Source organism: Pseudazoarcus sp. NS20, from assembly GCF_059703745.1.
The window spans coordinates 864,792-891,263 of record NZ_BAAKIY010000001.1 but is presented as its reverse complement, the minus strand read 5'-3'; the positions used below and the strand labels follow the sequence as shown (position 1 = coordinate 891,263).

The following is a 26,472-nucleotide window of genomic DNA, read 5'->3' as shown; positions in this document are numbered from 1 at the left end:
CTCGTCAGTGCGCTGATGGAGCCCCTTCCAGGCCCGACAGATTGCTTCTTTGCTGCGCACCGCGCAATGACCGACTCACTCGCCCGTGCCGATTCCTGTCCATACGGCCGTGGAGCGACCGTCGCGCGGACTCGCCAGCCCCCGGTCACAGGCGGCTGGGCAAAAGGCGCGGCAGTTGGGCAATCGGCGCGCCCGCGCGAGCCATGTCGGACTCAAGACGTGCGACCTGTGCGAAGAAGCGCGCTTTTTCCTCTTCAGCCATCACGGTAGCGGTGGGTAGGTCGGCCTTCATGGGATCGACGGGCCGACCGCCGACGTGCAACTCGTAGTGAAGGTGCGGCCCCGTGCTGCGACCAGTGTTGCCGGACAGCGCGATACGGTCACCGCGCGACACGTTCTGCCCGCGTTTTACCTGTATGCGGCTCAGATGCAGATAACGCGTCTTGAACTGGCCGTGGTGGTCGATCTCGACATACCGGCCTGCAAAGGGGTGATTGCCGACACGCGTCACCACGCCGTCGCCGGTGGTGAGCACCGGCGTGCCGATGGGGGTGGCGAAGTCGGTGCCATTGTGCGGTGATACGCGTCGCGTTACCGGGTGCAGGCGGCGCGGGTTGAAGCTTGAACTGATGCGGAAGCGCTGCGCCACAGGATGACGCAGAAAGGCTCGCGTCAGGCTTTCTCCGTCGGCATCGTAATAATTGCCATCGTCGTGCAGAAAGGCGGCCTCCGGGCCGCGGGCGGTGTGCAGGCGCACCGCCTCGACACGGGTCTTGCCGGTGGCCAGGGTATCGGTCCACTCATCGCCCAACACGATTTCGAAGCGGTCATTCGCACGAATCTGGCGACGGAAATCGATGCGCCCTTCGAGAATCTGCTGAATGCGCGCTATATCGGCATTGCTCAGGCCCACACGCGAGGCCGAGCGGGCGAAGCTGCCGTGGATGCTGCCGCTGAGCACGCGCGGGCGCCACTCGGTAGGGGCTTCATGCTCTTCGGCGACGAAATGGCCCTCGTCGGTGGCGCAATATTGAATACGGCGCCCCGGGCCTTGTTCGAGCGTCAGGCTGACGAGTTGCGAGGTGGCGGAATCCAGATCGAACTTCAGCACGTGGCCGGGATACAGCAGATCCAGCGCCAGCAAGTCTTCATCAGCACTCAACACGGCCTGCATGGCTTCGTGCCCTACGCCGAATCTGGAGAACAGCGCACCCAGGGTATCACCCGAGCGGATACGGTGTTCGCGCGTGGTGACCGGCTGTACGCCGCTTTTCGACTGCATCACCGCCTCAAGCGGCATCACGCACGACGACACCGCGGGCAGTTCAGGCAAGGTCAGGTCGCCCACGGAAGGGGCGGTAACGGTCGTTGCTTCGGGTTCCGGTGGCCAATCCGGCTTGAATGCGTAGCTGACTCCAACGGCCAGAACACCCAGTCCAAACACCAGGAAGCGCCAGCTTCCTTTACCTCGTGCCGTCGGGAAAACGACGGCCTGCTTCGTACTCTTCACCAACACGTCCTTTCCATTTCCCTCCCGCGCAGGCGCCCGCGGGCTGACAGAAAGAGCGAGTGACTCCAAAATCGTTCCGCCGATTTCACCCTCAAACTGCAGTGCATGCACGCGGCAAGACGCAAGAACTCATTCGTCATCAGCGGCCGTCCGAGGTAATTCCTCGCCAGCACAGAGCTCAGGCCGCTTCGTGTTTTCGACCTAACGCGGTTCGGCCTGCGCTCGCCTTGAAAATGTAAAAGTGCGGCCGGGCGTGCATGAGTCGCCAAGGCTGCCGGTGCGGCGCATTCAGTAGTAGAGGAAGCCCAGAGCTTCCTTGAGCCGATCACCGGTGGTGCGCATGCGATCCCAGCGCTCCAGCGCCACATCCCCCTGACGAAACTCACGGAAATAGTCGTTGCTGTTGAGCTGCGTCATGACCGCCTCCATGTTGGGAGCGATGCGCTCGGCAAAGCCGAAACGCTCGCGCAACTGCTGCATGCGCTCGGCCATCGGCACGCTTTCACTGGCAGCAGCTTCGGAAACCTGCACCGGCGCTCTCGGTGTGACGAGAATGAGCACCGAACGCTGCAGGTCGTTGGTGCGGCGATTCGAGAACAAGTATTGAAGCCCCGGTACATCCTGCAGGCCCGGAACGCCATCACGCGTGGTGGAAGAGGACTTCTCGCTCAAGCCGCTCAGCACCAGCGTATCGCCCAGATTCATCACCACATTGGCGTTCGCGGTGGTCTCGCCGATCTCGATCTGATAGGCCACGCGCGGATTTTCCGAACTGGCATTCAAGGAGGTTCGCTGCGCCTCGACCTTGAGTTGCACCCGGCCTTGCGGCAGGAAAGCGGGGGTCACCGAGAGTTTGATGCCGAAGCTCTTCTCCAGCGGCACGATGGTGGTACCACCCTGCTCACTGGTGGACACCACGCCCGCACTCAGGTTGGTACCGGAGAAGAACTCCGAAGGAAGCCCCTCGATGGCCGCAAGCGTCGGACGCGCCAGTACTTCGTTGACCGAATTGTTGGCGTTGGCGATGTTCAGCGAATACGACAATGCGGGAATGGTCACGGCGCGCGTGATGGTCGTCGTCGAAGCACCGTCGGTCGAGCTGGTGACGCGCGAGTACGCCGGCAGATTGTCCGCCAATGAACCGAGTTGCAAGGTCAGTGCGCCCAGCAGGTTGACGCCCTTGGAGGTCGACATGAGCTCCTGCGTGGAAAGCAGCACTACATCCACCAGCAGCATTTTCGGCTCGGCTGGGCCGGCTTGCTCCATCTGCATTTCGGGCGCGCCATTGTCCGCGCTGTCCGACGTGTCATCGGGGCGACCCTCTTCCGACGACTCCGCGTCATCGGAATCCTTCGTGGCGTAGGCCTGCGCCAGCATCAAAGGGCTTTCGCCAGCCATCCCGGAGCTCAGGCCGGTCTTGATGGCACCGGCGTTGCCCGGTTTGCTGTAGAAGGCCTTCCATTGCGCGAGCCGGCGATCGATGCGCGCCACGTCGGCCCCGTCCCCGAGATGCTCGATCAGTGCCGCGCGCACCCAGTCGGCGCGGGCGAACTGACCGCACGAGGCATACACCGGGATGCTGGAGCGCAGGAAGCCCGGCTCGGGCCGGGCGGACACCTTGAGGAACTCGTCGGCCATGGCACAGGCCGTTCTGGCGTCACCTGTCAGGTACGCTGCCACCATCAGGCCGTAGATCGATCGCGCGCTGTCCGGCGTCAGCATCAGCACCTCGGAGAACGCCAATTTGGCGCTCTCAAAGCGCTGCAGGTCCATGTACGCCAGTGCCAGAAACTCCTGCGCGATCCAGTTGCTTCGGTCCAGGCGCAACGCCTGCTGGTACCCCTCCAGCGCCAGCTCGGTCTTCTGCGTATCCCCCTGGCGAGCCTGCAGGTGATAGACGAAGCCGTTCAGGAAATGCAGGTGTGAATTGCGTGGATCGAGTTGCAGGGCCTCATTCAACGCCAACTGGGCGCGCGGCAATTCCATGCGCTTGATGAAACCGACCGCCGTGGTGACCTTGGCCAACATCTCGGAATCATGCGCGTCGGCCGGCACCAGCGCCACCGTCTCCACCATGTGGGCGAACGATCTGGAGGGCTCGTCCGCCCACGCGCCGGGCAGAGCACACAGCGTCAGCGCCACGGCGGCCGCGACCCGACCTCGACGCAGGGAATGGGAGAGTGCTTTCATCGCGGAGATCCTGTGAAAAGGGAAATGATTGGGTGGTGCTTATCAAGAGGAGAGCGCCCCCGGCAGGGCGCCTATGGGCCGCGCGCGGCGGCGCCCTGATCAGCAGGCGTCAGGGGCGGATCAGAATCTCGTTGTGCACGGCCTTGACGCCTTCCACCTCTCCGGCAAGGGTCTGAGCCGCCATTTTTTCCTGTGCGCTGCCCGCAGAGCCGGACAACAGCACAACGCCATACAGCGTCTCGACCGACACATCCGCCATGGACATATCTGCGCTCTCGGCATGACGAGCCTTGATCACCGACGTGATGGCTTTATCACCCACATTGTCACCAACAGCTTTCCGGTCGGGCGTGACGGCGCAACCTGAGGCCGTCAGCACGACAAAAGCCATGCCGACTGCGATGACGCTTGCTCGCATGTTCATTGAAACTCTCTACAAAGTGAGCCCGGGGGGAATTCGCCAGCGCACCACAGTGCGCAAACTGCCCGACTCTGGCTGCACGACGTTTGCGGAACGAAAACACTCGTGCGCATGCCGCGAAAACGGACCGCAGATCCGTAGGAAGACTTTGCTAGCTCATCGCGCATTGTGGGGCATAGGCGACGCTCGACAGGCATCGGGCGGCACATGTCGCCCGCTTACTTGGCAAACAGCGCCTTCGGTGTTGCGCATGCCCTACACCTCGGCACACGATGCCGCCCCGCCACACTCTCTTCGCAGCGCTTGCAGCGACAGATCAACAGGAACGCGCGCAGCCTCTGAGCCGATCAAGGCTTCCAGCACAGCGGCGCCGCGCCCACCGCGTCGTGCTACCGGGTGTGCCGAATCTGGCAACCCATATGGGACTACGGCGGCCGCACATACTGCCTCCAGCCGCACAGTACGCATTTTTCATGGGCAGGCATCGGAAAGTCATCCTAACTAACTGTTAGACTCGGGCCGCAACTCTGCATTTACACATACCCTAAAGGGCCTTATATGCGTCCCCTCAATCGGACGAAGCTGTTTCTTGCATTTGGATTTCTCGCCCTTGCCCCGCTCCACGCACCTGCTCATGCAGATGATCTGGCCGCCCTGCAAACTCAAGTCGACAATTACCTGTCCGCCAACGTAACCAACGAAATCGACAGCCTGCTCAACAGCTTCAACGCCATGAAGCTCGGCCAGACCTACACGGCCGCGTCCCCCGTGCCCCCGACCTCCGACAACTCGGACGCGACCTGGACCAAGATGTCCTACTCCGACCTGAGCGCATCCCAGTTGATCGGGTACGCGGGCGATCAGTGCGCCAGCCATACGACGTACGATCAGCTCGTTGCCAAAGGTGTGAAGCTCGATCAGGGTAAGTTCAACAGCACCCGTGACAAGTTCTGCAAGCTCGTGCATGCCTCTGCCGAACTCAAGCACCGCTACGACAAATACCAGTCAATCAAGACCAATGGCGTCGTCCTGCTCAAGCGCTCGAAGAGCCAGGGCCACGACTTCAAGGATCGTCATCGCACCTTCGGCGGCGGCATTGATCTGGTGTACAAACCCGATATTGCCGGCACCATGCAAAACGGCATCCACCCGGATCAGACCTTCCAGTACAACAGCTGGATCAAATGGAGCGATGACAAGCCCACCAACCTGAACCTCATCAAGAGGATCCGCGAGATGCAGAACAGCAAGGCAGGCAGCTGTGATGGCATTTCGATTCAGATCATCAATGGCGGGTCGGTAAAGGCTTACATGTACCTCGACGTCGTCAACGTCACGTCCACCAAGATCACCATCAAGAACTGCATGAAGGCGGTTTACAACGGTACCCACAAGACGCACGCCTTCCCGAATGTCACCATGGAAGCACCGTTTGGCTACCTGTACGAGCTCGAGCAGATGAAAGACAGCGCCAAAGCCAAGCTGAAAGATCAGGCCAAGGACAAGGTCGTCTCGATGATCGGGGCCAACCAGCAGATGATCGCCCTGATCCAGAAGATCAAATAAGCTGCGCACAAGCGCTGACGATCGCTGACCAACGGTCAGCGCATACGCTCAAGCGAACACCCGACACCGGCCCCGAGCCGGTGTTTTTTTGACGCCGAGAAGCCGCTGCCCAATCGGCAGGCCTCGCACCGACATCAATCCGCCGAGCGTGCTGGTGGCCGCATCCACAGCGATGCCAACAACGCAACACCGAACACCCCTGCCAGCAGCATGAAGGTCTGCGCAAACGCCTGCGCCGCCTCGTCGGCCGAAAACACCGTGAGCCGCCATTCCACGAATACCGCACAAATCGCCACGCCCAACACCCCACCAAGCTGACGCGCATAGGTGATCACGGTGGACGACTGCCCCAACTGATGCGGCGCCTGCCCGCGCAGCGCTGCCAGACTCAGCGACGGCAGAATCATGCCGAGGCCGATGCGCCCGACGATGGTGATGGCGATCAACTCGGCATGCGAAATGTGCCCGCCATACACCGCCAGCAGCACGAACGAGGCCCCGAACACGACCAGCCCGGCCACCGTCACCCACTGCGGCGACAGCCAATCCGCCATACGTCCGGCCAGCGGAATGCACAGCGCCAGCGCGATGCCGCCTGGTAACAGCGTCATGCCCGCATCCGTGGCCGAATAGCCCAGCGCAGTGAGCATGAACACCGGAATCAGGTAGGTCGAGGCATACAGCCCGAAGCCATACACGAAGGACACCACGCTGCCCATGGCGAAGGCGCGTGCGCCGAACAGCGCCGGGTGGATGATCGGCGCCGCCGCGCGCCGCCCGTGCACCACGAAGCCGGCAAAGCCAAGCAGCGTGGCCGCCCCCGGCAACAGCGTCCACACGCTCCACAAACCGCTGTGCTGCAGCGCGGCCACCGCCTCGATGGCGCCCACGGTGGCCACCGCCAGCAGCAACACCCCGCGCCAGTCGAACGGCTTCTTCACCCGCTCGCCCGCCACCGGCAACAGGAACAAAGCCGCCACCCCGGCCGCCACGCAGAACGGCATGTTCAACCAGAACACCGCCTTCCAGCCGAAGTGATCCAGCAACAAACCACCCAGCGCCGGCGCCACAGCCGGGGCCAGCACGATGCCGAAACCCATCATCCCCGACGCCCGCCCCTGCGCATGGGGCGGAATCAAGCGCAACACCGCCAGCACCCCGAGCGGCTGCAACAAGCCCGCCGCCGCCCCCTGCACCACCCGCATCGCCACCAGAAACCCGAACGACGGCGACAAACTCCCCGCCACACTTGCCGCCAGCAACACCCCCAGCGCCGTCAGAAAGCAATTACGGAAACCGAAGCGGTCCAGCAGCCACGGTGTGGGCAGCATCGCCAGCGTCATCGCCCCCATGAACCCCGTCACCGCCCACTGCACCCTCTCCTGCCCCAGCCCGAATTCCTGCATCAGGGCAGGAATGGCCACGTTGAAACTCGTCGCCGACAACACCGCCGCCATGATCCCGAGCGCAACCACGCACAGGGCGTACCACTTGAAGCGGTCGCCGAGGCGCTGGGTAAGAACGTCTAGGGAAGGGGCTGGAAAACGCATGAATTCGCACGAAATCGAGTCAGATCATGATGCCGCAGAAATGGATGCCGAGACCGCCTTCGTTGCCCACCCCAGCCCCACCGCGTATCATCCGCCCCTTCACACTGCAGCACCCCGGAGCCACTCCGTTGTAATTCGCACGCCTCACGACTTCCATACTCTTGCATGCACCGCTCGGTGACTGCCTCTTGCATGCACCGCTCGGTGACTGCCGGAAGTCCGTCTGCACCACCCTCATCTCCCGATTGATCCGCGGCATCTGCGCATGCAGCCGCGTTAGCCCTGCCGTTTGCCGGCCTGGGCGCGATGCCGTTTTGTGAAGTTTTACCGATGATCCAGACAATTCAGAAAGAGTGGTTTTCCAATATCCGCGGCGACACGCTTGCAGGGCTGGTCGTTGCGCTGGCGTTGATTCCCGAGGCCATTGCGTTTTCGATCATCGCCGGGGTCGACCCCAAGGTGGGCTTGTATGCCTCGTTCAGCATGGCGGTGGTGATTGCCTTTACGGGCGGGCGGCCCGGTATGATTTCGGCCGCCACCGGGGCAATGGCCTTATTGATGGTGACGCTGGTGAAGGAGCACGGGCTGCAATATCTGCTGGCAGCGACGGTGCTGACCGGTGTGCTGCAGATCATTGCCGGCATGATCCGGCTCGACTTGCTGATGCGCTTTGTGTCGCGCTCGGTGGTGACGGGTTTCGTGAATGCGCTGGCGATTCTGATCTTCATGGCGCAGTTGCCCGAGCTGACCAACGTTACGTGGGTGGTGTATGCGATGACGGCCGGCGGCCTGGCCATCATCTATCTGCTGCCAATGGTGACCAAGGCCATTCCGTCGCCGCTGGTGACCATCGTGGTGCTCACGGCCATCGCCATGTGGCTGAACCTGGATGTGCGCACGGTGGGCGACATGGGCGAGTTGCCCGACAGCCTACCGATGTTCCTGATCCCGGATATCCCGCTCAACTTCGAGACGCTGGCGATCATCTTCCCGTATTCGCTGACGCTGATGGTGGTGGGCCTGCTCGAATCGATGATGACGGCGACCATCGTCGATGACCTGACCGATACGCCCAGCGACAAGCGCCGCGAGTGCGTCGGTCAGGGCACGGCCAACATCGCCACCGGCTTCATCGGCGGCATGGCCGGCTGCGCAATGATCGGTCAGTCTGTGATCAACGTGAAATCCGGCGGGCGCGGCCGGTTATCGACGCTGATTGCCGGCGTGGTGCTGCTGATCATGGTGGTGTTCCTCGGCGATCTGGTCGGGCAGATCCCGATGGCCGCGCTGGTGGCCGTGATGATCATGGTCTCCATCGGCACCTTCAGCTGGTCCTCCATCCGCAACCTGCGTAATCACCCGCCCAGCTCCAGCATCGTCATGGTGGCCACCGTGGTGGTGGTGGTTGCCACGCATGACCTCGCCAAGGGCGTGCTGGTGGGCGTGCTGCTGTCGGGCATCTTCTTCGCTCACAAGGTGGGCCGCGTGCTGAGCGTCAGCTCGCGCACCGACGATCACGGCCGCGTGCGCAGCTATCAGGTGACGGGCGAAGTCTTCTTTGCTTCAGCCGGCACCTTCAACGCCAGCTTTGATTTCAAGGAAGTGATTGAGCGCGTGCGCATTGACGTGACGCGCGCACACTTCTGGGACATCACCGCCATCGACGCGCTGGACCGGGTGGTGATGAAGTTTCGCCGTGATGGCACCGAGGTGGAGATCATTGGTCTGGATCAGGCCAGCAAGACATTGATTGATCGTTTCGCCATCCACGACAAACCCGACGCCGACGCGCGGATGTCGAGCGGGCACTAAGGAGAATCAGCATGAACACCAAAGTCATTGGCTGCATTGACGGCACGGAAACCTCCGCCACGGTATGCGAATACGCCACCTGGTCGGCGCTGCGCATGAACGCCCCGCTGGAATTCCTGCACGTGCTCGACCGCCATCAAGACGCAGCTCCGGTCAGCGACCTCTCGGGCAACCTGCACTTTGGCGCCCAGGAAGAGTTGCTGCGCCAGCTTGCCGAGCTGGACGCCCAGCGCAGCAAGGTCGCTCAAGAGCACGGGCGCATGTTGATCGATGCCGCACGCAGCCGTGCCGCCGAGCTGGGCGTGAAAGCGCCCGATGGCCGCCAGCGTCACGGCACCTTGGTGGAGACCCTGACGGAGACGGACGAAAGCGCCCGCCTGATCGTGCTCGGCCGCCGCCATGTCGGCCAAAGCGCAACCGACCAGCCGGTGCAAAACCACCGCCTGGAGCGGGTGATACGCGCCATTCACAAGCCGATTCTGGCCACCGCGGCCCAGTACAAGACGCCCGAGCGCTTCATGATTGCCTTTGACGGCAGCCCCACCGGGCGCAAAACCGTGGAACGCGTGGCCGCCAGCCCGCTGTTGGCCGGGCTGCCGTGTCACGTGGTGAGCGTGGGCGGCGGCGCTGCGATACGCGACGCGCAGGCGTGGGCCGAGGCCGAACTGGCCGGGCGCGGCTTCGACGTCACACTCGCCTGCGAAGACGGCGAGCCCGAGAAAGCACTGGGCGGCTACGCCGACGCCCATGCCATCGATCTGGTGGTGATCGGGGCCTATGGCCACTCGCGCATTCGCCAACTGATGATCGGCAGCACCACCACCAATCTGCTGCGCAGTCTGACGGTGCCCGTGCTGGTACTGCGCTGAACCCGGCCGGCACGGACGTGGCTACAGCGCCACCACCCCGTGCCGGTGCATCAGCTTCACCAGCAACTTGTACACATCCAGATCGAAAGCCGGGCGCCCCAGCGCGATGAGCGCGGCGGCGTCTGCCTCGCTGCGCACGCGGCCGAAGTAACACCAGTGGCTGACCACGTGCAGGTCGGCACCTTCGCGGATGCCGACGGCGCCGGGATACGGCCAGGACTCCACCTTGAGGGCGTCCAATGCCGCTTCGGTGCGCGTCACGTGCGCGTCGTGCGGCTCCAGCCCGAGGCAGGCGCCGTGACAGCGTTTGAGCTGATGGTTGAAGCAGCGGCCGGGCGTACGTTTCTCCAGCCCCAGCAGCGGTGGGCACAGCGCGTGTTCGGCGCACAGCGTGCGCAGCCGCTCGGTGGCGGCGCGTTTGCTGCGGAAGAAGCCGTACAACCGGCCGGGGGCGCTGAAATCCACGTCGCCCGCACGCACCAGTTTCAATCCGGCCTCGCCCACCAGATCACGCTCCAGCCGCCAAGCGCACAGATCGCGGTTGCGACGAAGTTGTCGGTTGAGGGTGGGCTGCAGGGCCTTGATGAGGCGCGCCTCTTCGAGCAGCGCACCCAACTCGCCCTCGCAGCGAATGTGCTCGATGCGGCGGATCTGCTGGCTCAGGCTGAGCCCGCGCGTGCTTTCGTGGTCGGCACTGAAATGCGACAGCACGCGCGTGCGCAGGTGCATGCTTTTGCCCACGTACAGCGGCAGATCGTTGTCGCCATAGAACAGATACACGCCGGGCGCCTCGGGCAGCGCGTCGACTTCTGCCGGATCAAGAAACGGTGGCAACGCCGGGCGGCCGATGAGTTCGCGCGCCACCTCATGGATATGGCCAGGCGGCAGCAACGTGTGCGCATGCTGCCAGAACTGCCACAGCGCCTGCGCGTCGCCCAGCGCCCGGTGGCGTGCGCCCACCGTCAAGCCGTGGCGGGCGATCAGGTGGTCGAGGCTGTGTCGCCGCTCTTGCGGAAACAGCCGGCGCGAGAGTTTCACGGTGCACAGCACGCGCGGGCGAATGGTGACGCCCATGCGGCGAAACGCCGCCTTGATGTGGCCGTGGTCGAAGCGCGCGTTGTGCGCCACGAAGATGCGCCCGTCGAGCCGGTCGAACAACTCGTCCGCCACCTCTTCGAAACGCGGGGCGTTCGCCACCATGGCGTTGCTGATGCCGGTGAGCCGCTCGATGTGCTCGGGAATGCGCATCTCGGGGCGAACCAGCGTGGCCCACTCGTGCACGCCGGACTCATCCACCTCGACCACCGCAATCTCGGTGATCGAGGCGCGCTGGGCCGGACCGCCGGTGGTTTCGATATCGACGAAGGCCAGGCCTTCGCCGGGCAGGGTGAGGGGCGTCATGAACGAGCCGTGTTGGACGAGACGTTTCGGACGGGCCACGGCCCGTTCAGTTCCATCTGCGCGGATGGCGCTAACCGAGCAGCCGCATGCCGAGCACACTGAAAACGCCGCCGAACAGCAGCAGCGCAAACAGCACCAACAACCCGTCCTGCACCACCAGCGCCACGCCCAGCGCAAGCAAAGCCAGACCGGCCACGGAGGACGAAAACGGCAGCAACTCCATGAACGGCATCACCAGCCCCACCACCACGCACAATGCGGCCACCGCATAGCTGCCCTTGCGGCGCACCAGAAAGGTCAGGCGCGGCTTGAGCACCTTGTCGATGCCGCGCGCGGGCTTTTCAAGCCACGTGAGAGCCTTCTGCAGCTTCTGGCGCTCGACCGAACGGTCGAGGATGAAGGCCGGCAGCCAGAACGTCTTGCGCCCGATCAGCATCTGCACCGCTACCAGCAATACGAATGCCGCCATGAAGAACGACATGCCCGGCACGCCGCTCAAGGGTGAAAACAGCGTCATGCCAATAAGCATCAGCATCGGCCCGAACGAGCGATTGCCGATGGCCTCGACCACCATCTCCATCGACACACGGTCGTTCTCTTTATCACTGGCCAGCGCGCTGATGCATTCGATCATCTGCTGGAGATTTTGCAGGGGCTGATTCATGCGGGCATTCCGTGGAAGGGTTTCATGGCGTTCAGGCCAAGGCCGCCTGTTGCAGCCCGCTCAAGACTACCTTCAGGCTCGATCGGAGCCTGCAAGCGATTGTTTGAAACGCCTGCGCGGACCAGGCGGCGGCACGCCCCGCTCGAAACAGCACTCTCCATGCCTGGCCAACGTCACGAAACTCGGCCGCACCGCCCGCAAAAAGGAAACGGCCCGCAAGGGCCGCTTCTCGAAAGTGCTCACTCCACCGTCACACTCTTGGCGAGGTTCCTCGGCTTGTCCACGTCAGTGCCCTTCACCAGCGCAGCGTGGTACGAAAGCAGTTGCAGCGGGATGACGTGCAATACCGGCGAGAGCATGCCGTAGTGCTCGGGCATGTAGAGAATGTGCACGCCTTCGGACTCGGCGATCTCGCTGCCGGCATCGGCAAACACATACAGTTCGCCGCCACGGGCACGCACTTCCTGCAGGTTGGACTTGAGCTTTTCGAGCAACTCGTCGGCCGGTGCGACGGCGATGACGGGCATGTCCTTGTCCACCAGCGCCAGCGGGCCGTGCTTGAGTTCGCCGGCGGCGTAGGCCTCGGCGTGGATGTAGGAGATTTCCTTGAGCTTGAGCGCGCCTTCCATGGCGATGGGCCAATGGCGGCCGCGGCCGAGGAACAGCGCGTGCTGCTTCATGGCGAAGCGCTGCGCCCATTTGGCGATCTCCGGCTCGAGTTCGAGCACCTTCTGCACGGCCACCGGAAGGTGACGCAGGCCGGCCAGGTGGCGGGCCTCGACGTCTTCCGCGAGCCGGCCGGCCATGCGTGCCAGCGTGAGCGTGAGCAGCGCCAGCGCGGCCAGCTGGGTGGTGAACGCCTTGGTCGAAGCGACGCCGATTTCCGGCCCCGCGCGGGTGATGAAGCGTAGGGCGGCTTCGCGCACGATGGCCGATTCGGGCACGTTGCAGATGGCCAGCGTGCGCGTCATGCCGAGCAGCTTGGCATGCTTGAGTGCAGCCAGCGTGTCTGCCGTTTCACCCGACTGCGAGATGGCGATGACCAGCGTGGCCGGGTCGGGCACCGAGGTGCGATAGCGGTATTCGCTGGCGATCTCGACCGTACACGGAATGCCGGCGATCGATTCGAGCCAGTAGCGCGCCACCAGCCCCGAGTGGTAGCTGGTGCCACACGCAAGGATCAGCACCTGCCGCACACCGGCCAGCAGCGCCGGCGCATCGGCGCCGAACAGTTGCGGCGTGGGCGAGCCGCCACCGCCGATGATCTCCAGCGTGTTGGCCAGCGCCTGCGGCTGCTCGAAGATTTCCTTCTGCATGTAGTGGCGGAACTGCCCCAGCTCCACAGCATCGGCCGACAGGCTGGATACATGCGTGGCGCGCTCGACCGGCTGGCCGTCGCTGTCGGTGATGCGTGCGCCCTCACGCGTAAGCTCGGCAATGTCACCGTCTTCGAGATAGACGATGTTGCGCGTGACCTGCAGCAGCGCAGCGGTGTCAGAAGCGGCATACACGCCGTCGTCGGCCAGCCCCAGCAGCAGCGGCGAACCACGGCGGGCCACCACGGCGCGCTCGGGCTCGGCTTCATGCAGCACGCCGATGGCGTAGGCGCCCATCAGCTCGGCGGTGGCCAGGCGCACGGCCTCGAACAGGCTGCCGGCACTCTGCAGTTTGCTATGTACGAGGTGGGCGATGGCTTCGGTGTCGGTTTCGGATTCGAAGACATAGCCGGCGGCCGTCAGGCGCTCGCGGATGGCTTCAAAGTTTTCGATGATGCCGTTATGCACCACCGCCAGCCCGGCTGACACATGCGGGTGGGCGTTGCGCTCGCTCGGCGCGCCGTGCGTAGCCCAACGCGTGTGGGCGATGCCCACCGGGGCGCTCACGTTGGCAGAGGCTTCGGCCAGCTCCGAGACGCGGCCGGTGGAGCGCACGCGGCGCAGGCCGCCGTTGAGCACGGCGAGCCCGGCGGAGTCATAGCCGCGGTATTCGAGCTTGCGCAGCCCCTCGATCAGGACGGGAACGACGTCGCGGTTGGCGACAGCGGTAACGATGCCACACATGTGGGCACTCTCCGGTTCAGGTGGTTTTCTTGACGGGGCGTTTCCAGCGCAAGCTGGTCTGCTTCACACGCGAGATGGTGAGCTGTTCGGGCGGCGCGTCGCGCGTGAGCGTGGTGCCGGCGGCGATGGTGGCGCCACGGCCGACGCGCACCGGCGCCACGAGCTGCACGTCGGAGCCGACGAAGGCGTCGTCTTCGATGATGGTGCGGTGCTTGTTGGCGCCGTCGTAGTTGCAGGTGATCACGCCCGCGCCGATGTTCACGCCGCTGCCCACGTCGCTGTCGCCCACGTAGGCCAAGTGGTTGGCCTTGCTGCCGGCGGCGATGTGGCTGTTCTTGACCTCGACGAAGTTGCCCAGATGCACGTCGTCTGCCAGCACGGTGCCGGGGCGCGTGCGCGCGTACGGGCCGATCACGCAGGCTTCGCCGGTGGTGGTGGATTCGATGTGCGAGAACGGCGCGATGCGCGTTCCGGCACCGATGACGGCATCGCGCAGCACGCAGTTGGCGCCGATCTTCACACCGTCGCCGAGCACCACGCGGCCTTCGAACACGCAATTGACGTCGATCTCGACATCCGTGCCGCAGGCCAGCCGGCCGCGCACGTCGATACGCTCGGGGTCGGCCAGCGTCACGCCGGCGTCGAGCAGCGCGTGGGCGACGTTGCGTTGCAGCGTGCGTTCAAGCGCCGCGAGCTGGCGGCGGTCATTCACGCCCAAGGTTTCCCACTCGGCCGAGGGTGATGCGGTAACCACATCCACCCCGTCGGCCACCGCCAGGCTGACGATGTCGGTGAGGTAGTACTCTTTCTGGGCGTTGTCGTTGCCCACGCGACCCAGCCAGTCGCGCAGCTTGGCGGCTGGCGCGGCGAGAATGCCGGTGTTCACTTCGTGGATGGCGCGCTCGAGGTCGGAAGCGTCTTTGTGTTCGACGATGCGCTTCACGCGGCCGACGCCATCGCGCACGATGCGGCCGTAGCCGGTCGGGTCGGGCATGGAGACGGTGAGCAACGCCAGGTGGTCGGTGCCGGCGGCGGCAATCAGCCGCGCCAGCGTGTCGCGCCCGATCATCGGCACGTCGCCGTACAGCACCAGCACCACGCCATGGTCGGACAACTCGGGCAGTGCCTGTTGCACCGCATGGCCGGTGCCCAGTTGCGGGCTTTGCAGCGCCCAACGCAGGCCGGGGGCATCGAGCGCGGCGCGCACGTCGTCGGCACCGTGGCCGGCGACCACGCAGATGCGCGCGGGGTCGAGCGCGCGGGCGGTATCCAGCACATGTGCCAGCAGCGGCCGTCCGGCCAGCGGCTGAAGCACTTTGGGGAGCTTCGAGCGCATGCGGGTGCCCTTGCCCGCAGCGAGAATCACGACTTCCATCAACACTCCGCATATGCCGGAAAACGGCTTGAATTCTAGCACGCACGCCATGCCACTTCCGGCGCCAGCGCGGCTGACGACACGGCATTCGAGACGCTTTTCACGCCCCCCTCGATGCGCTGCGGCGCCGCTTCTTGCGCTGCATCAGAACCCGCCGCCACGGTGTACGTACAATCGTCATACGGCCTCAACCGGACTCCCGCCCATGCACACGCCCGCCCCCCGTTTCATCGAAAACCGCACCTTCGACGAAATCGCACCTGGCGATCATGCCGAGCTGTCGCGCACGCTGCGCCCGCAGGACATCCAGCTCTTCGCAGCCATGTCAGGCGACGTGAACCCCACGCACGTGGATGCCGAGTTCGCCCGCTCGGGCCAGTTTCGCGAGATCGTCGGCCACAGCATGTGGGGCGGCGCACTGATTTCGGCAGTACTGGGCACCGAATTCCCCGGCCCCGGCACGGTGTATGTCGAGCAGAACCTGCGCTTTCTGCGCCCGGTGATGATCGGCGACACGCTCACCATCACGCTCACCTGCCGCGAGAAATTCGCGCACAACCACCACATCGTGTTCGATTGCCGCGCCACCACGCAGGACGCCAGCGTGGTGATCGAGGGCTCGGTGGAGGTCGTTGCCCCCACCGAAAAGATCCGCCGCCCGCGCGTCGACCTGCCGGCCGTCACGTTCTCCGACCGTGAATCGCGCTACCGCAAGTTGCTGGCCGTGTCGGCCGATCTGCCGCCGGTGAAGCTCGCCGTGGTGCACCCGTGCGACGGCGAATCGCTTGGCGGCGCCATGCTGGCGATGCAGTCCGGTATCGCGGCGGCGATTCTGGTCGGGCCGGAGTGGCGCATCCGCGCGGTGGCCGAAGAGCACGGCATTGACCTCGCAGGCGCTGAAATCGTCGATGTCGAACACAGCCACGCTGCCGCCGAAAAGGCCGTGGAGCTGTGCCGTGAGGGCCGCTGCGAGGCCATGATGAAGGGCTCGCTGCACACCGACGAACTGCTCGCCGCAGTGGTCAGCAAAGCCACCGGCCTGCGCACCGGCCGCCGCATCAGCCATGTGTTCGTTGCCGACGTGCCGAGCTACCCGCACCCGCTGATGATCAGCGACGCGGCAGTCAACATCGAGCCCACGCTGGAGGAAAAGGCCGACATCGTGCAGAACGCCATCGACCTTGCCCACGCCATGGGCGTGCCGCAGCCCAAGGTGGCAATCCTGTCGGCGGTGGAAACGGTCACCCCGAAACTGCAATCGACCATCGACGCCGCCTGCCTGTGCAAGATGGCCGACCGCGGCCAGATCAAGGGCGGCCTGCTCGACGGCCCGCTGGCCTTCGACAATGCGGTGTCGCTGATGGCCGCGCAGACCAAGGGCATCGTCTCGGCGGTGGCGGGGCAAGCCGACATCCTGATCGTGCCCGACATCGAATCCGGCAACATGGTGGCCAAGCAGCTCGAATACCTCGCCGACGCGCTGCTGTGCGGCATCGTGCTGGGCGCACGCGTGCCCATCGTGCTCACCAGCCGCGCCGACACCGCGCGCACGCGCACCGCCTCGTGCGCCATTGCGCAGTTGCTGGCGCATCGCAAGCGCGAGGCCGGCAAGGCATGAAGGCGCTGCTGGTTCTCAACGCCGGCTCCAGCAGCCTGAAGTTCGGCGTTTTTCCCGCCGCTGACGCCGAAGCCGCGCCGCTGCTCAGCGGCCAGATCGATGCCATCGGCCTCACACCTTGCCTGCGCGCCAGGAAGGGCGAAACCCGCTTCGAAGAAGCCCTGCCCGCTGCCGATGCGGGGGCCGAGGCGCACGAAAACGCTTTGGTCTGGCTGCTCGGCTGGCTCGACGCGCACCTCACCGCCCTGCACCTGGTGGCCGCCGGGCACCGCGTGGTGCATGGCGGCACGCGCTTTTCGGCGCCCGTGCGCATCGACGACACCGTACTCACCGAGCTCGAAGCGCTGATTCCGCTCGCCCCGCTGCACCAGCCGCACAACCTGCGCGGCATCCGCGCACTGGCTGCGCAATTGCCCGAACTGCCGCAGGTGGCGTGCTTCGACACCGCCTTTCACCACACGCAAGACCCGCGCGCAGCCACCTTTGCGCTGCCGCGCGCGCTCAGCGACGAGGGCGTGCGCCGTTACGGCTTTCACGGCCTGTCGTACGACTACATCTGCACGCAGTTGCCGAAGGTGCTGGGCGAACGCGCGCAAGGCCGCGTGGTGGTCGCCCACCTGGGGGCCGGCGCCTCGCTGTGTGCGCTGCGCGCGCGACGCAGCGTCGCCACCACCATGGGCTTCACCGCACTCGACGGCCTGATGATGGCCACCCGTCCCGGCAACCTCGACCCCGGCGTGCTGCTGTACCTGATGGAGCACAAAGGTCTCGACGCCGCCGCCATCACCAGACTGCTGTACCACCGCAGCGGCCTGCTCGGCGTCTCGGGCATTTCGCCCGACATGCGCGTGCTGCTCGACAGCCCCGCCCCCGAAGCGGCGGAAGCGGTGGAGTTGTATTGCTACCGCGTGGTACGCGAAATCGGCTCGCTGATGAGCGCGCTGGGCGGGCTGGACGCGCTGGTATTCACCGCCGGCGTGGGCGAGCACTCGGCTCCGGTGCGCGCACGCATCTGCGCGCTGATGGGCTGGGCCGGCGTGGCGCTGGACGCTGCACTCAATGCCACCCACGCCACGCGCATCGACGCCGCCGGCTCGGCCATTGCCGTGGCCGTGGTGCCCACCGACGAAGAAGGCATGATTGCGCGCTACACGCGCTGCGTGCTGGAAGGTGCCTGAGCTACGGCAATCGCGGGGGTTAGCTCAATGCGGCGCAATGCTCTTCGGTTATTGCGGCCCACGACAATCCGCATGCCGACGCACGGACGAACCAACCGCTACAATCACGCCTTGCACCGCACAACGAGCCCGTCGTGACCACTTCCGCAAAACGCCCCCTCCGCCTCGCGATCAATGGCTACGGCCGCATCGGACGCTGCTTTCTGCGCGCGCTGACCGAAGCCGGGTTGAAGGACGAGCTGGAGGTGGTGGCCATCAACGAGCCGGCGGACTTTCGCGGCATCGTCTATCTGACGCGTTTCGACTCCACCCACGGGCGCTTTCCCGGCAAGGTCGAGGCCGGCGAAAACGCGCTGCTGATCGACGGCTGCGAAATTGCCGTGAGCCACGCCTCCACGCCCGAAGCGGTCGACTGGCGCGCGCAGGATATCGACCTGCTGGTGGAATGCTCAGGCGAATACGGCAGCCGCACCGCCCTAACGCGCTTTCTCGACGCCGGCTGCTCGCGCGTGCTGGTGTCGCACCCGGCCAACAGCGCCGAAGATGTGGATGCCACCATCGTCTATGGCAGCAACGAAAGCACACTCACCGGGCGTGAGCGCATCGTGTCGAACGCCTCGTGCACCACCAATGCCGTGGTGCCGGTGCTGGAGCTGGTGCAGCGCGAGATCGGCATCGAGCAGGTGCTGCTCACCACGCTGCACGCCGCCATGAACGACCAGCCGCTGATCGACGGCTACCACCACAGCGACCTGCGCCGCACGCGCTCGGCCATGCAGTCGATCATTCCGGTGTCCACCGGGCTGGCGCGCGGTGTCGAGCGGCTGCTGCCTCAGCTTGCCGGCCGCGTGCAGGCCAAGGCCATTCGCGTGCCCACGCACAACGTGTCGGCCATAGACGTGGTCATCGAAACCGAGCGCAGCGTCACGGTGGAAGACATCAACGCGCTGCTGCGCGCCGCCGCCGAAGGGCCGCAGGCCGGGCGCATGGCGTACTCCGAAGACCCGCACGCCTCCATCGACTTCAACCACGACGTCCATTCGGCCATCATCGATGGCAGCCAAACGCGCGTCATCGGCGGGCGCATGGTCAATCTGCTGGTGTGGTTCGACAACGAATGGGGCTTTGCCAACCGCATGGTGGATGTGGCCCGCCACTGGCTGGAGCGCACCCGCAACTGAGGTCGCCCAGCGGCGTCCTGACGCATACATTCCCTGACCATCAAGGAGCCCGCATGAGCGAAAACACCTACACCCCGCCCAAGGTCTGGACGCAGGAAAAACCCAGCGGCGGCGCCTTCGCCAACATCAACCGCCCGGTGGCCGGCCCCACGCATGACAAGGTGCTTCCAGTGGGTAAGCACCCGCTGCAGCTGTATTCGCTGGCCACGCCCAACGGCGTGAAAGTGACGGTGATGCTCGAAGAGTTGCTGGCGCGCGGCCACGCCGGCGCCGAATACGACGCGCACCTCATCCGCATCAACCAGGGCGATCAGTTCGGCAGCGGCTTCGTCGAGCTCAACCCCAACTCCAAGATTCCGGTGCTGCTCGACCGCAGCATGGACCCGCCGCTGCGCGTGTTCGAATCGGGCGCCATCCTGCTGTATCTGGCGGACAAGTTCGGCGAATTCATCCCAAAAGACGTCCACGCGCGCACGGAATGCCTGTCGTGGCTGTTCTGGCAGATGGGCAGCGCACCGATTCTGGGCGGCGGCTTCGGTCACTTCTACGCCTACGCGCCCGAGAAGTACGAATACCCGATCAACCGCTACACCATGGAAGTGAAGCGTCAGCTCGACGTGCTCGACCGCCGTCTGGCCGAGCAGCGCTACGTGGCAGGCGCCGACTACACCATCGTCGACATGGCGATCTGGCCGTGGTACGGCGCCGTGGTGCGCAACGAGGTGTATGGCGCGGCCGAGTTTCTCGACGCGCAGCGCTACACCCACGTGCTGCGCTGGGCCGACGAGATCGCCCAGCGGCCGGCCGTGCAGCGCGGGCAACGCGTCAATCGCACCTGGGGGCCGGAAGAAACGCGCGTGCCCGAACGGCATGACGCCAGCGACCTCGACCTGCCCGCACCGCACGCTCCCTGACATTCGGCTCACACTTGGCGTTGCAACACCCTCCGCGTCGGTGAAGCACGCTAAGATCGCGAGCATTCAGGAAACCCTCTCGGAGGCCCCCATGAGCGCCACGCCCGACACCCCGACACCGCATCGCTGGCGCTTCTTCCGCGTCGGCGGTTTCGACCAGGTCCGCATCGACAACGCCGACGACCTGCGCAACCTCGCCACGCTTGATCAGAAACTGTGGTCGGCACTGGCCTGCCCCACCTCCAATCTGGAGTTCGACGAGCGCACGCTGGCCCTGATAGACCAGAACAACGACAGCCAGATCCGCCAACCCGAAATACTCGCCGCCGTGGCGTGGGTGTGTCGTGTGCTGAAAGCGCCTGACATCGTCTTTGAAGCGGGCGACTCGGTACCGCTGGCTGCAATCAATGAGGCTGACGCCGAGGGGGCCAAGCTGCTCGCCGCGGCGCGCGATGTGCTGTCGATCCTCGGAAAACCCGAGGCCGACGCTGTCGCCCTGGCCGACGTGGCGGACAAAACCAGGCTGTTTTCGGCCGACCACTTCAACGGCGACGGCGTAGTGCCGGCAGAACTGGCGGGCGACGAAGCGCTGGGCGCCAGCATCAAGCTGATCGTCGACACGCTTGGCGGCGAAGCTGATCTGAGCGGCACGGCAGGCATCAACGAAGCCAGACTCAAAGCCTTTTTCGAACAGGCGCAGCAAGTGTCTGACTGGCGCAAGGCCGCCGAGGACAACGCCACCGATGTGCTCCCACTCGGTGACGATACCGACACGGCTGCAGCGATCTTCGACAGCCTGCGCGCCCGCATCGACGACTACTTCACACGCTGCCGGCTTGCCGCTTTCGACGAACGTGCTGCCAACGCCCTGAACCCGACCGAAAGCTTCTACGGCAACCTCGGCGCGCAAGCACTCAACGCGGCGAATGCCGACCTCGCAGCGCTGCCCTTGGCACTGGCCGAGGCCAACAAGCCACTGCCGCTCGACGAAGGATTGAACCCGGCCTGGGCCGAACGCGTGGCACAACTGCGCGACAAGGTGATCACGCCGATTCTGGGCAAACGCGATGCACTGAGCGAAGACGACTGGGCCGATCTCTCGGCACGCTTTGCGGCCTATCGCAGTTGGCTCGCCGCACGCCCCGATTCGCCCCTCGCCAGCGTCGATGTCGCCCGTCTGCGCGCCCTGCTGGCCGACGACACGCGTGAACGGCTGGCGCAGTTGATCGCCGACGACCTGGCTGCCGACGGCGCCGCCGGCCCCATCGACGCCCTGGAACGCCTCACGCGCTATCGACGCGACCTGGTCACGCTGCTGCGCAACTTCGTGAACTTTGCCGACTTTTACGACGGCACGAAGAAAGCCATCTTCCAGGCCGGCACGCTGTATATCGACCAGCGCAGTTGCGAGTTGGTGCTGAGCGTGCCGAACATGGCCAAGCACGCCACGCTGGCACCGCTGTCCGACGCCTATCTGGTCTATTGCAATTGCGTCCGCAAGGGCGAGGCGCCGATGACCATCGTCGCCGCCATCACCGGTGGCGATTCGGACGACATGATGGTGGCAGGCCGCAACGGCGTGTTCTACGACCGCCAGGGGCGCGACTGGAACGCCAGCGTCGTCAAGGTGATCGAAGCCCCGATCAGCATCCGCCAGGCGTTCTGGTCACCCTACAAGCGCATCGCGCGCATGATCAGCACGCAAGTGGAGAAATTCGCCGCCTCGCGCGACAAGGCGGTGGAATCGAAAGCGCAGGCCAACATCGCCGATTCGGCTGCAAAGGCAGAGGCCGGCACAGCCCAGAGCCCCTCTTCGCAGGCCTTCGACATCGCCAAGTTCGCCGGCATCTTCGCCGCCATCGGCTTGGCCATCGGCGCCATCGGCACGGCACTGACCGCGGTCGTCGCCGGACTGCTGTCGCTGCCGCTGTGGCAACTGCCAGTGGTAGTGGTGGCCGTAATGCTGCTGGTGTCCGGGCCGTCCATGCTGCTGGCCGCCCTCAAGCTGCGCCGCCGCAACCTCGGCCCGCTGCTCGACGCCAACGGCTGGGCAGTGAACGCCCGCGCACGTATCAACATCCCGTTCGGTGGCTCGCTCACCGGCGTGCCGCAACTGCCGCCCGGCGCATCGCGCTCGGTGAATGACCCGTACGCCGACAAGCGCAGTTCATGGCCGTTCTGGCTGGCGCTGATACTGGTCGCCATCGGCGCGTTCACCTTGTGGCAGAACGGCTTCATCAACTTCTGATGCGTCCTATACTCCAGCAGAGCACGGCATATGCCGCGCCTGCTGGAGACAGTGATGAAGCTGGCAAACGGCATCCGCAAACACGGCTTCCGCACCTGGCATGAGCGCCAGCTTCTGATCGCCCACGGCTGGCTGGCCATCGCCTTGATCACCGCCGTCGCCGCCTTCGCGGCGCTCGAAACCGTCCTCACCCACGACACCACCTCCGTGCGCCTCGGCAACCTCGCGGCCAGCCTGTTGCTGGGTGGCGTGACGGTAGCCACCCTGCGCCGCTTTCTCGGCCACTTGGTTGGCGCCCAACGCGCCAGCGCTCAGGCGCGCTGCACCGAGTGCGACACCTTCGGGCGCCTCGAAGTCATCACCGAAAACCGCCACGGCGCGTGGGTACGCGTGCGCTGCAAACAATGCGGCCACCAATGGCCGATGGACGACTCCTGACAAGGGCGGAGTTCGGCCAGTCTCGCATCGGCACGACAAAATGCGGCCGTCGCCACGCTAAGATGGCCGCACCTTATCTGCGCGCGCCGACTTCATGCACACCGAACCGCCTTTCATCGCCCCCGCCCGTTACAACGACCCCGACGCCGCGCTGGCCCGCGTACAGGAGATCTACGCCGCCAGCACCGAATGGCTGCGCGATTCACTGCGCCGCTTCGTGGCGGGCGAGGATTTCGACCGCAAGCTGCGCGCCTGCTACCCCTTTGCCCGAGTGCGCGTAGACACCACCGCACGGCCGGATTCGCGGCTGGCGTACGGCTTCGTGGCCGGCCACGGCACCTTCGAGACGACACTGACGCGGCCCGACCTGTTCGCCAACTACTACCGCGAGCAGTTCCAGTTGCTGATGACCAACCACAACGTGGAAATCGAAATCGGCACCAGCACGCAGCCGATTCCGATCCACTTCGCACTGGCCGGCATGGACCACTTCGAAGGGCGCCTGGACGCCGAGCGGCGCCGTCGTCTGCGTGACCTGTTCGACCTGCCCGACCTCACGGTGATGGACGACGGCATCGCCAACGGCACCTTCGAGCCGCCGCCGGGCCACCCTCAACCGCTGGCACTGTTCACCGCCCCGCGCGTGGATTACTCGCTGCAGCGCCTGCGCCACTACGCCGGCAGCGACGCCGAGCACTTCCAGAATTTCGTGCTGTTCACCAACTACCAGTTCTACATCGACCAGTTCATCCAGCTCGGCCATGAGTTGATGGCCGACGCCTCGGGCGAACACGGCTACGAAGCCTTCGTCGAGCCCGGCAACGTCATCACCCGCCGCGCCGGCCTGCCCGCGCAAGCCGGTGACGAGCGCGGCGCGCCGCTGCCGCGCATGCCGCAGATGCCGGCCTATCACCTGATGCGCGGTGACAGCGCGGGCATCACCATGGTGAATATCGGCGTCGGCCCGTCCAACGCCAAGACCATCTCCGACCACATCGCCGTGCTGCGCCCGCACGCCTGGATCATGCTCGGCCACTGCGCCGGCCTGCGTACCACCCAGCAACTCGGCGACTACGTGCTGGCCCACGGCTACGTGCGCGAAGACCACGTGCTGGATGAAGAGCTGCCACCGTGGGTGCCGATTCCGCCGCTGGCCGAGATCCAGCTCGCGCTGGAGGCAGCAGTGGCCGAAGTGACCAAGCTTTCCGGTTACGAGCTCAAACGCATCATGCGCACCGGCACCGTGGCCAGCACCGACAACCGCAACTGGGAGTTGCTGCCTTCACACGGCGCCGCCTCCGCCCCGGAGCGCCGCTTCAGCCAGAGCCGCGCCGTAGCGCTCGACATGGAATCGGCCACCGTTGCCGCCAACGGCTTCCGCTTCCGCGTGCCCTACGGCACGCTGCTGTGCGTCAGCGACAAACCCCTGCACGGCGAGATCAAGCTGCCCGGCATGGCCGACACGTTTTACCGCCAGCGCGTGGATCAACACCTGCGCATCGGGCTGCGCACCATCGAGTTATTGCGCGCCCAGGGCATCGACCGCCTGCACAGCCGCAAGCTGCGCAGCTTCGCCGAGGTGGCTTTCCAGTGAATCTGCCGCAGTGCAACGTCACAAAACCACAATTTCACGCAGAGCCAATACAGTGATAACCTGAGAGTATGTTGCATAGCAGCATTTCAGGTGGCACATGGGTTTTTCAACGGCTAAACCGACGCGTCTCAATCTGGCCCTGCAAGGGGGTGGCGCTCACGGCGCCTTCACCTGGGGCGTGCTGGATGCGCTGCTCGAAGACGAACGCATCGACTTCGAGGGCATCAGCGGCACCAGCGCAGGCGCCATCAATGCGGCCGTGCTCGCGCATGGGCTGCTCGACAACGGCCGCGAGGGCGCGCGGGCCGCGTTGAGCGGTTTCTGGGAAAGCATCGCCCACCGCTCGCCATTCGAATTCGCCGATGCCGGCACCGACGCCAGTGGCATCTCGCCAACCACACGCATGATGCTGCACTGGTGGCGCAACTTCTCACCGCAACAGATCAACCCGTTCGACGTCAATCCGCTGCGCGACGTGCTGGACGCACAGATCGATTTCGAGCGCCTGCGCGCTGAATCGCCGCTCAAGCTGTTCGTGGCGGCCACGCACGCCAACAGCGGCAAATTGCGCCTGTTCGAAACCCACGAACTCAGCGCCGACGCGCTGCTGGCTTCGGCCTGCCTGCCGACCGTATCGCGCGCCATCGAGATCGACGGCGAGCCTTACTGGGATGGCGGCTTCTCGGCCAACCCGGCGGTGTTTCCGCTGTTCAACGATTGCGACGCCAGAGACATCCTGCTGGTGCTGCTCGCACCGCTGCAGCACGCCACCACTCCGAGCAGTGCCGAAGAAATTCGCATCCGCACGCTGGACCTCGCCTTCAACGCCACCTTTCTGCGCGAGATGCGGCGCTACGCGCGCGCGTCGGAACGCGCCTCACGATCGCTTCTGCCCGGCCGGCTCGAACGCCGCCTGCGGCGCACACGCTTCCACCTCATTCAGGCCGAAGAGCACACCCGCGAGCTGGCTTCGGAAACCCGCCTGATCCCCAGCCTGTCGATGCTGCGCACCTTGCACGAACGCGGCCGTGAGAGCGCTCGGGCCTGGCTTGATGCGCACCATACGAGCTTCGGAAAACGCTCTTCCGCGGACATTTGCGCGCTGTTCAGTTAGCCCGAAACGCCTGGCCTACAGCGCGTGGCTTTTCCACGTCGTCGATGTAAGTATTTTGTAAGTTTTGTATCCTGAAACGGAACTGACGGCGGATAATCCGATCCATTCCAGCACCCATGGACAACCCCGGCGCACAACGCCGACAGCATCATGACCCGAGCCTACACGCTCCACATCTGGAGCGATTACGTCTGCCCCTTCTGCTACCTGGAGCTGCCTGTCATCGAGGCGCTCAAGTCGGAGTACGGCGTCCATCTGAATGTCGAGTGGCGCGCCTTCGAGCTGCGCCCCGAGCCCGTCGCCACACTTGACCCCAAGGGCGAGTACTTGCGCAACGCCTGGGCGGCACATGTGTACCCGATGGCCGAAGAGCGCGGCATGAAGCTGCGTCTGCCGCCGGTGCAGCCGCGCAGCCGCCTCGCCTTCGAAGCCGAGCGCTTCGCCCGCGAGCACGGCTTGGGTGACAAGATGCATCAGTCGCTGTTCCAAGCCTTCTTCGAGCATGGCCGCGACATCGGCAAGATCAGCGTGCTCACCAGCATCGGCCGCGCAATTGGCCTCAACGCCACGCGCCTGCGCTTTGCACTCGAGAACAGCGACTACACCGACGCCGTGCGTGCCGACCGCAAAGAGGCCGAGCGCCTCGGCATCCGCGGTGTCCCGGGCATGTTGTTGCGTTCGCCGGATGGTCAGCAACGCATCATCACCGGCGCACAGCCCATCCAAGCCTTGCGCGAAGCGCTCGAAGGCATGCTTCAGGCGGCCTGAC

20 protein-coding genes are annotated in these 26,472 nt (G+C 65.1%); 12 read left to right on the top strand and 8 right to left on the bottom strand.

Features of this window, described 5'->3' with window-relative positions:
• Positions 1–145 precede the first annotated feature (145 nt).
• The 3 genes from AC6H0W_RS04100 to AC6H0W_RS04090 form a co-directional block, all read right to left on the bottom strand.
• Entirely contained in the window at positions 146–1,510 is a 1,365-nt protein-coding gene (locus AC6H0W_RS04100; protein WP_497575847.1) for a peptidoglycan DD-metalloendopeptidase family protein, read from the bottom strand.
• Between the two features lie 288 nt (positions 1,511–1,798).
• A complete protein-coding gene (locus tag AC6H0W_RS04095) occupies positions 1,799–3,700 on the bottom strand; it encodes a secretin GspD/PilQ domain-containing protein (protein WP_497575846.1) in 1,902 nt (633 codons plus the stop codon).
• 109 nt (positions 3,701–3,809) lie between these two features.
• Positions 3,810–4,091 carry a BON domain-containing protein gene (locus AC6H0W_RS04090; protein WP_497575845.1) on the bottom strand — a complete coding sequence of 94 codons (282 nt, stop codon included), beginning with the start codon at positions 4,089–4,091 and terminating at the stop codon, positions 3,810–3,812.
• Between the two features lie 588 nt (positions 4,092–4,679).
• On the opposite strand from AC6H0W_RS04090, the gene AC6H0W_RS04085 reads away from it, so the two are divergent.
• Positions 4,680–5,687, top strand: coding sequence for a hypothetical protein (locus tag AC6H0W_RS04085; protein WP_497575844.1), 1,008 nt, complete (start codon positions 4,680–4,682; stop codon positions 5,685–5,687).
• Between the two features lie 134 nt (positions 5,688–5,821).
• On the opposite strand, the gene AC6H0W_RS04080 is transcribed toward AC6H0W_RS04085, so the two are convergent.
• The gene (locus AC6H0W_RS04080) at positions 5,822–7,237 is read right to left on the bottom strand and encodes a DHA2 family efflux MFS transporter permease subunit (RefSeq protein WP_497575843.1); all 1,416 of its coding nucleotides are present in this window, start codon (positions 7,235–7,237) and stop codon (positions 5,822–5,824) included.
• A gap of 330 nt (positions 7,238–7,567) precedes the next feature.
• On the opposite strand from AC6H0W_RS04080, the gene AC6H0W_RS04075 reads away from it, so the two are divergent.
• Entirely contained in the window at positions 7,568–9,049 is a 1,482-nt protein-coding gene (locus AC6H0W_RS04075; protein ID WP_497575842.1) for a SulP family inorganic anion transporter, read from the top strand.
• Positions 9,050–9,060: 11 nt separating this feature from the next.
• Complete coding sequence (locus AC6H0W_RS04070) at positions 9,061–9,918, top strand: universal stress protein (RefSeq protein ID WP_497575841.1); 858 nt, start codon at positions 9,061–9,063, stop codon at positions 9,916–9,918.
• A gap of 21 nt (positions 9,919–9,939) precedes the next feature.
• Here AC6H0W_RS04070 and AC6H0W_RS04065 read toward each other — a convergent pair whose 3' ends face one another.
• From AC6H0W_RS04065 to glmU, 4 genes are all read right to left on the bottom strand, one after another.
• On the bottom strand, positions 9,940–11,319 hold the full coding sequence (locus AC6H0W_RS04065; protein ID WP_497575840.1) for a 3'-5' exonuclease family protein: 1,380 nt from the start codon (positions 11,317–11,319) through the stop codon (positions 9,940–9,942).
• 70 nt (positions 11,320–11,389) lie between these two features.
• Positions 11,390–11,983 carry an exopolysaccharide biosynthesis protein gene (locus tag AC6H0W_RS04060; protein WP_497575839.1) on the bottom strand — a complete coding sequence of 198 codons (594 nt, stop codon included), beginning with the start codon at positions 11,981–11,983 and terminating at the stop codon, positions 11,390–11,392.
• 239 nt (positions 11,984–12,222) lie between these two features.
• Positions 12,223–14,043, bottom strand: a complete 1,821-nt coding sequence (gene glmS / locus AC6H0W_RS04055) for a glutamine--fructose-6-phosphate transaminase (isomerizing) (protein WP_497575838.1) — start codon at positions 14,041–14,043, stop codon at positions 12,223–12,225.
• Positions 14,044–14,059: 16 nt separating this feature from the next.
• A complete protein-coding gene (glmU, locus tag AC6H0W_RS04050) occupies positions 14,060–15,418 on the bottom strand; it encodes a bifunctional UDP-N-acetylglucosamine diphosphorylase/glucosamine-1-phosphate N-acetyltransferase GlmU (protein ID WP_497576186.1) in 1,359 nt (452 codons plus the stop codon).
• 205 nt (positions 15,419–15,623) lie between these two features.
• Between glmU and AC6H0W_RS04045 the strand changes: the two genes are divergently transcribed.
• From AC6H0W_RS04045 to AC6H0W_RS04005, 9 genes are all read left to right on the top strand, one after another.
• A complete protein-coding gene (locus AC6H0W_RS04045; protein WP_497575837.1) occupies positions 15,624–17,036 on the top strand; it encodes a bifunctional enoyl-CoA hydratase/phosphate acetyltransferase in 1,413 nt (470 codons plus the stop codon).
• Positions 17,033–18,214, top strand: a complete 1,182-nt coding sequence (locus AC6H0W_RS04040) for an acetate/propionate family kinase (protein ID WP_497575836.1) — start codon at positions 17,033–17,035, stop codon at positions 18,212–18,214. Before AC6H0W_RS04045 ends, AC6H0W_RS04040 begins: the two co-directional genes overlap by 4 nt.
• 134 nt (positions 18,215–18,348) lie before the next feature.
• Entirely contained in the window at positions 18,349–19,395 is a 1,047-nt protein-coding gene (locus AC6H0W_RS04035) for a type I glyceraldehyde-3-phosphate dehydrogenase (RefSeq protein WP_497575835.1), read from the top strand.
• 53 nt (positions 19,396–19,448) lie between these two features.
• Complete coding sequence (gene yghU, locus AC6H0W_RS04030) at positions 19,449–20,309, top strand: glutathione-dependent disulfide-bond oxidoreductase (protein ID WP_497575834.1); 861 nt, start codon at positions 19,449–19,451, stop codon at positions 20,307–20,309.
• A 91-nt stretch (positions 20,310–20,400) separates the two neighbouring features.
• Positions 20,401–22,557 carry a hypothetical protein gene (locus AC6H0W_RS04025; RefSeq protein ID WP_497575833.1) on the top strand — a complete coding sequence of 719 codons (2,157 nt, stop codon included), beginning with the start codon at positions 20,401–20,403 and terminating at the stop codon, positions 22,555–22,557.
• A gap of 54 nt (positions 22,558–22,611) precedes the next feature.
• Positions 22,612–22,995, top strand: a complete 384-nt coding sequence (locus AC6H0W_RS04020; RefSeq protein WP_497575832.1) for a hypothetical protein — start codon at positions 22,612–22,614, stop codon at positions 22,993–22,995.
• Positions 22,996–23,089: 94 nt separating this feature from the next.
• On the top strand, positions 23,090–24,589 hold the full coding sequence (locus AC6H0W_RS04015; RefSeq protein ID WP_497575831.1) for an AMP nucleosidase: 1,500 nt from the start codon (positions 23,090–23,092) through the stop codon (positions 24,587–24,589).
• 97 nt (positions 24,590–24,686) lie between these two features.
• A complete protein-coding gene (locus tag AC6H0W_RS04010; RefSeq protein ID WP_497575830.1) occupies positions 24,687–25,703 on the top strand; it encodes a patatin-like phospholipase family protein in 1,017 nt (338 codons plus the stop codon).
• Positions 25,704–25,853: 150 nt separating this feature from the next.
• Positions 25,854–26,471, top strand: coding sequence for a DsbA family oxidoreductase (locus AC6H0W_RS04005; protein ID WP_497575829.1), 618 nt, complete (start codon positions 25,854–25,856; stop codon positions 26,469–26,471).
• Position 26,472 lies beyond the last annotated feature (1 nt).

Excerpts from the sequence above, each read along its gene's own strand:
- AC6H0W_RS04095 (WP_497575846.1), bottom strand. The coding sequence starts at position 3,700 with ATGAAAGCACTCTCCCATTCCCTGCGTCGAGGTCGGGTCGCGGCCGCC.
- AC6H0W_RS04090 (WP_497575845.1), bottom strand. The coding sequence starts at position 4,091 with ATGGCTTTTGTCGTGCTGACGGCCTCAGGTTGCGCCGTCACGCCCGAC.
- AC6H0W_RS04085 (WP_497575844.1), top strand. The coding sequence starts at position 4,680 with ATGCGTCCCCTCAATCGGACGAAGCTGTTTCTTGCATTTGGATTTCTC.
- AC6H0W_RS04080 (WP_497575843.1), bottom strand. The coding sequence starts at position 7,237 with ATGCGTTTTCCAGCCCCTTCCCTAGACGTTCTTACCCAGCGCCTCGGC.
- AC6H0W_RS04075 (WP_497575842.1), top strand. The coding sequence starts at position 7,568 with ATGATCCAGACAATTCAGAAAGAGTGGTTTTCCAATATCCGCGGCGAC.
- AC6H0W_RS04070 (WP_497575841.1), top strand. The coding sequence starts at position 9,061 with ATGAACACCAAAGTCATTGGCTGCATTGACGGCACGGAAACCTCCGCC.
- AC6H0W_RS04065 (WP_497575840.1), bottom strand. The coding sequence starts at position 11,319 with ATGACGCCCCTCACCCTGCCCGGCGAAGGCCTGGCCTTCGTCGATATC.
- AC6H0W_RS04060 (WP_497575839.1), bottom strand. The coding sequence starts at position 11,983 with ATGAATCAGCCCCTGCAAAATCTCCAGCAGATGATCGAATGCATCAGC.
- glmS (WP_497575838.1), bottom strand. The coding sequence starts at position 14,043 with ATGTGTGGCATCGTTACCGCTGTCGCCAACCGCGACGTCGTTCCCGTC.
- glmU (WP_497576186.1), bottom strand. The coding sequence starts at position 15,418 with ATGGAAGTCGTGATTCTCGCTGCGGGCAAGGGCACCCGCATGCGCTCG.
- AC6H0W_RS04045 (WP_497575837.1), top strand. The coding sequence starts at position 15,624 with ATGCACACGCCCGCCCCCCGTTTCATCGAAAACCGCACCTTCGACGAA.
- AC6H0W_RS04040 (WP_497575836.1), top strand. The coding sequence starts at position 17,033 with ATGAAGGCGCTGCTGGTTCTCAACGCCGGCTCCAGCAGCCTGAAGTTC.
- yghU (WP_497575834.1), top strand. The coding sequence starts at position 19,449 with ATGAGCGAAAACACCTACACCCCGCCCAAGGTCTGGACGCAGGAAAAA.
- AC6H0W_RS04025 (WP_497575833.1), top strand. The coding sequence starts at position 20,401 with ATGAGCGCCACGCCCGACACCCCGACACCGCATCGCTGGCGCTTCTTC.
- AC6H0W_RS04020 (WP_497575832.1), top strand. The coding sequence starts at position 22,612 with ATGAAGCTGGCAAACGGCATCCGCAAACACGGCTTCCGCACCTGGCAT.
- AC6H0W_RS04015 (WP_497575831.1), top strand. The coding sequence starts at position 23,090 with ATGCACACCGAACCGCCTTTCATCGCCCCCGCCCGTTACAACGACCCC.
- AC6H0W_RS04010 (WP_497575830.1), top strand. The coding sequence starts at position 24,687 with ATGGGTTTTTCAACGGCTAAACCGACGCGTCTCAATCTGGCCCTGCAA.
- AC6H0W_RS04005 (WP_497575829.1), top strand. The coding sequence starts at position 25,854 with ATGACCCGAGCCTACACGCTCCACATCTGGAGCGATTACGTCTGCCCC.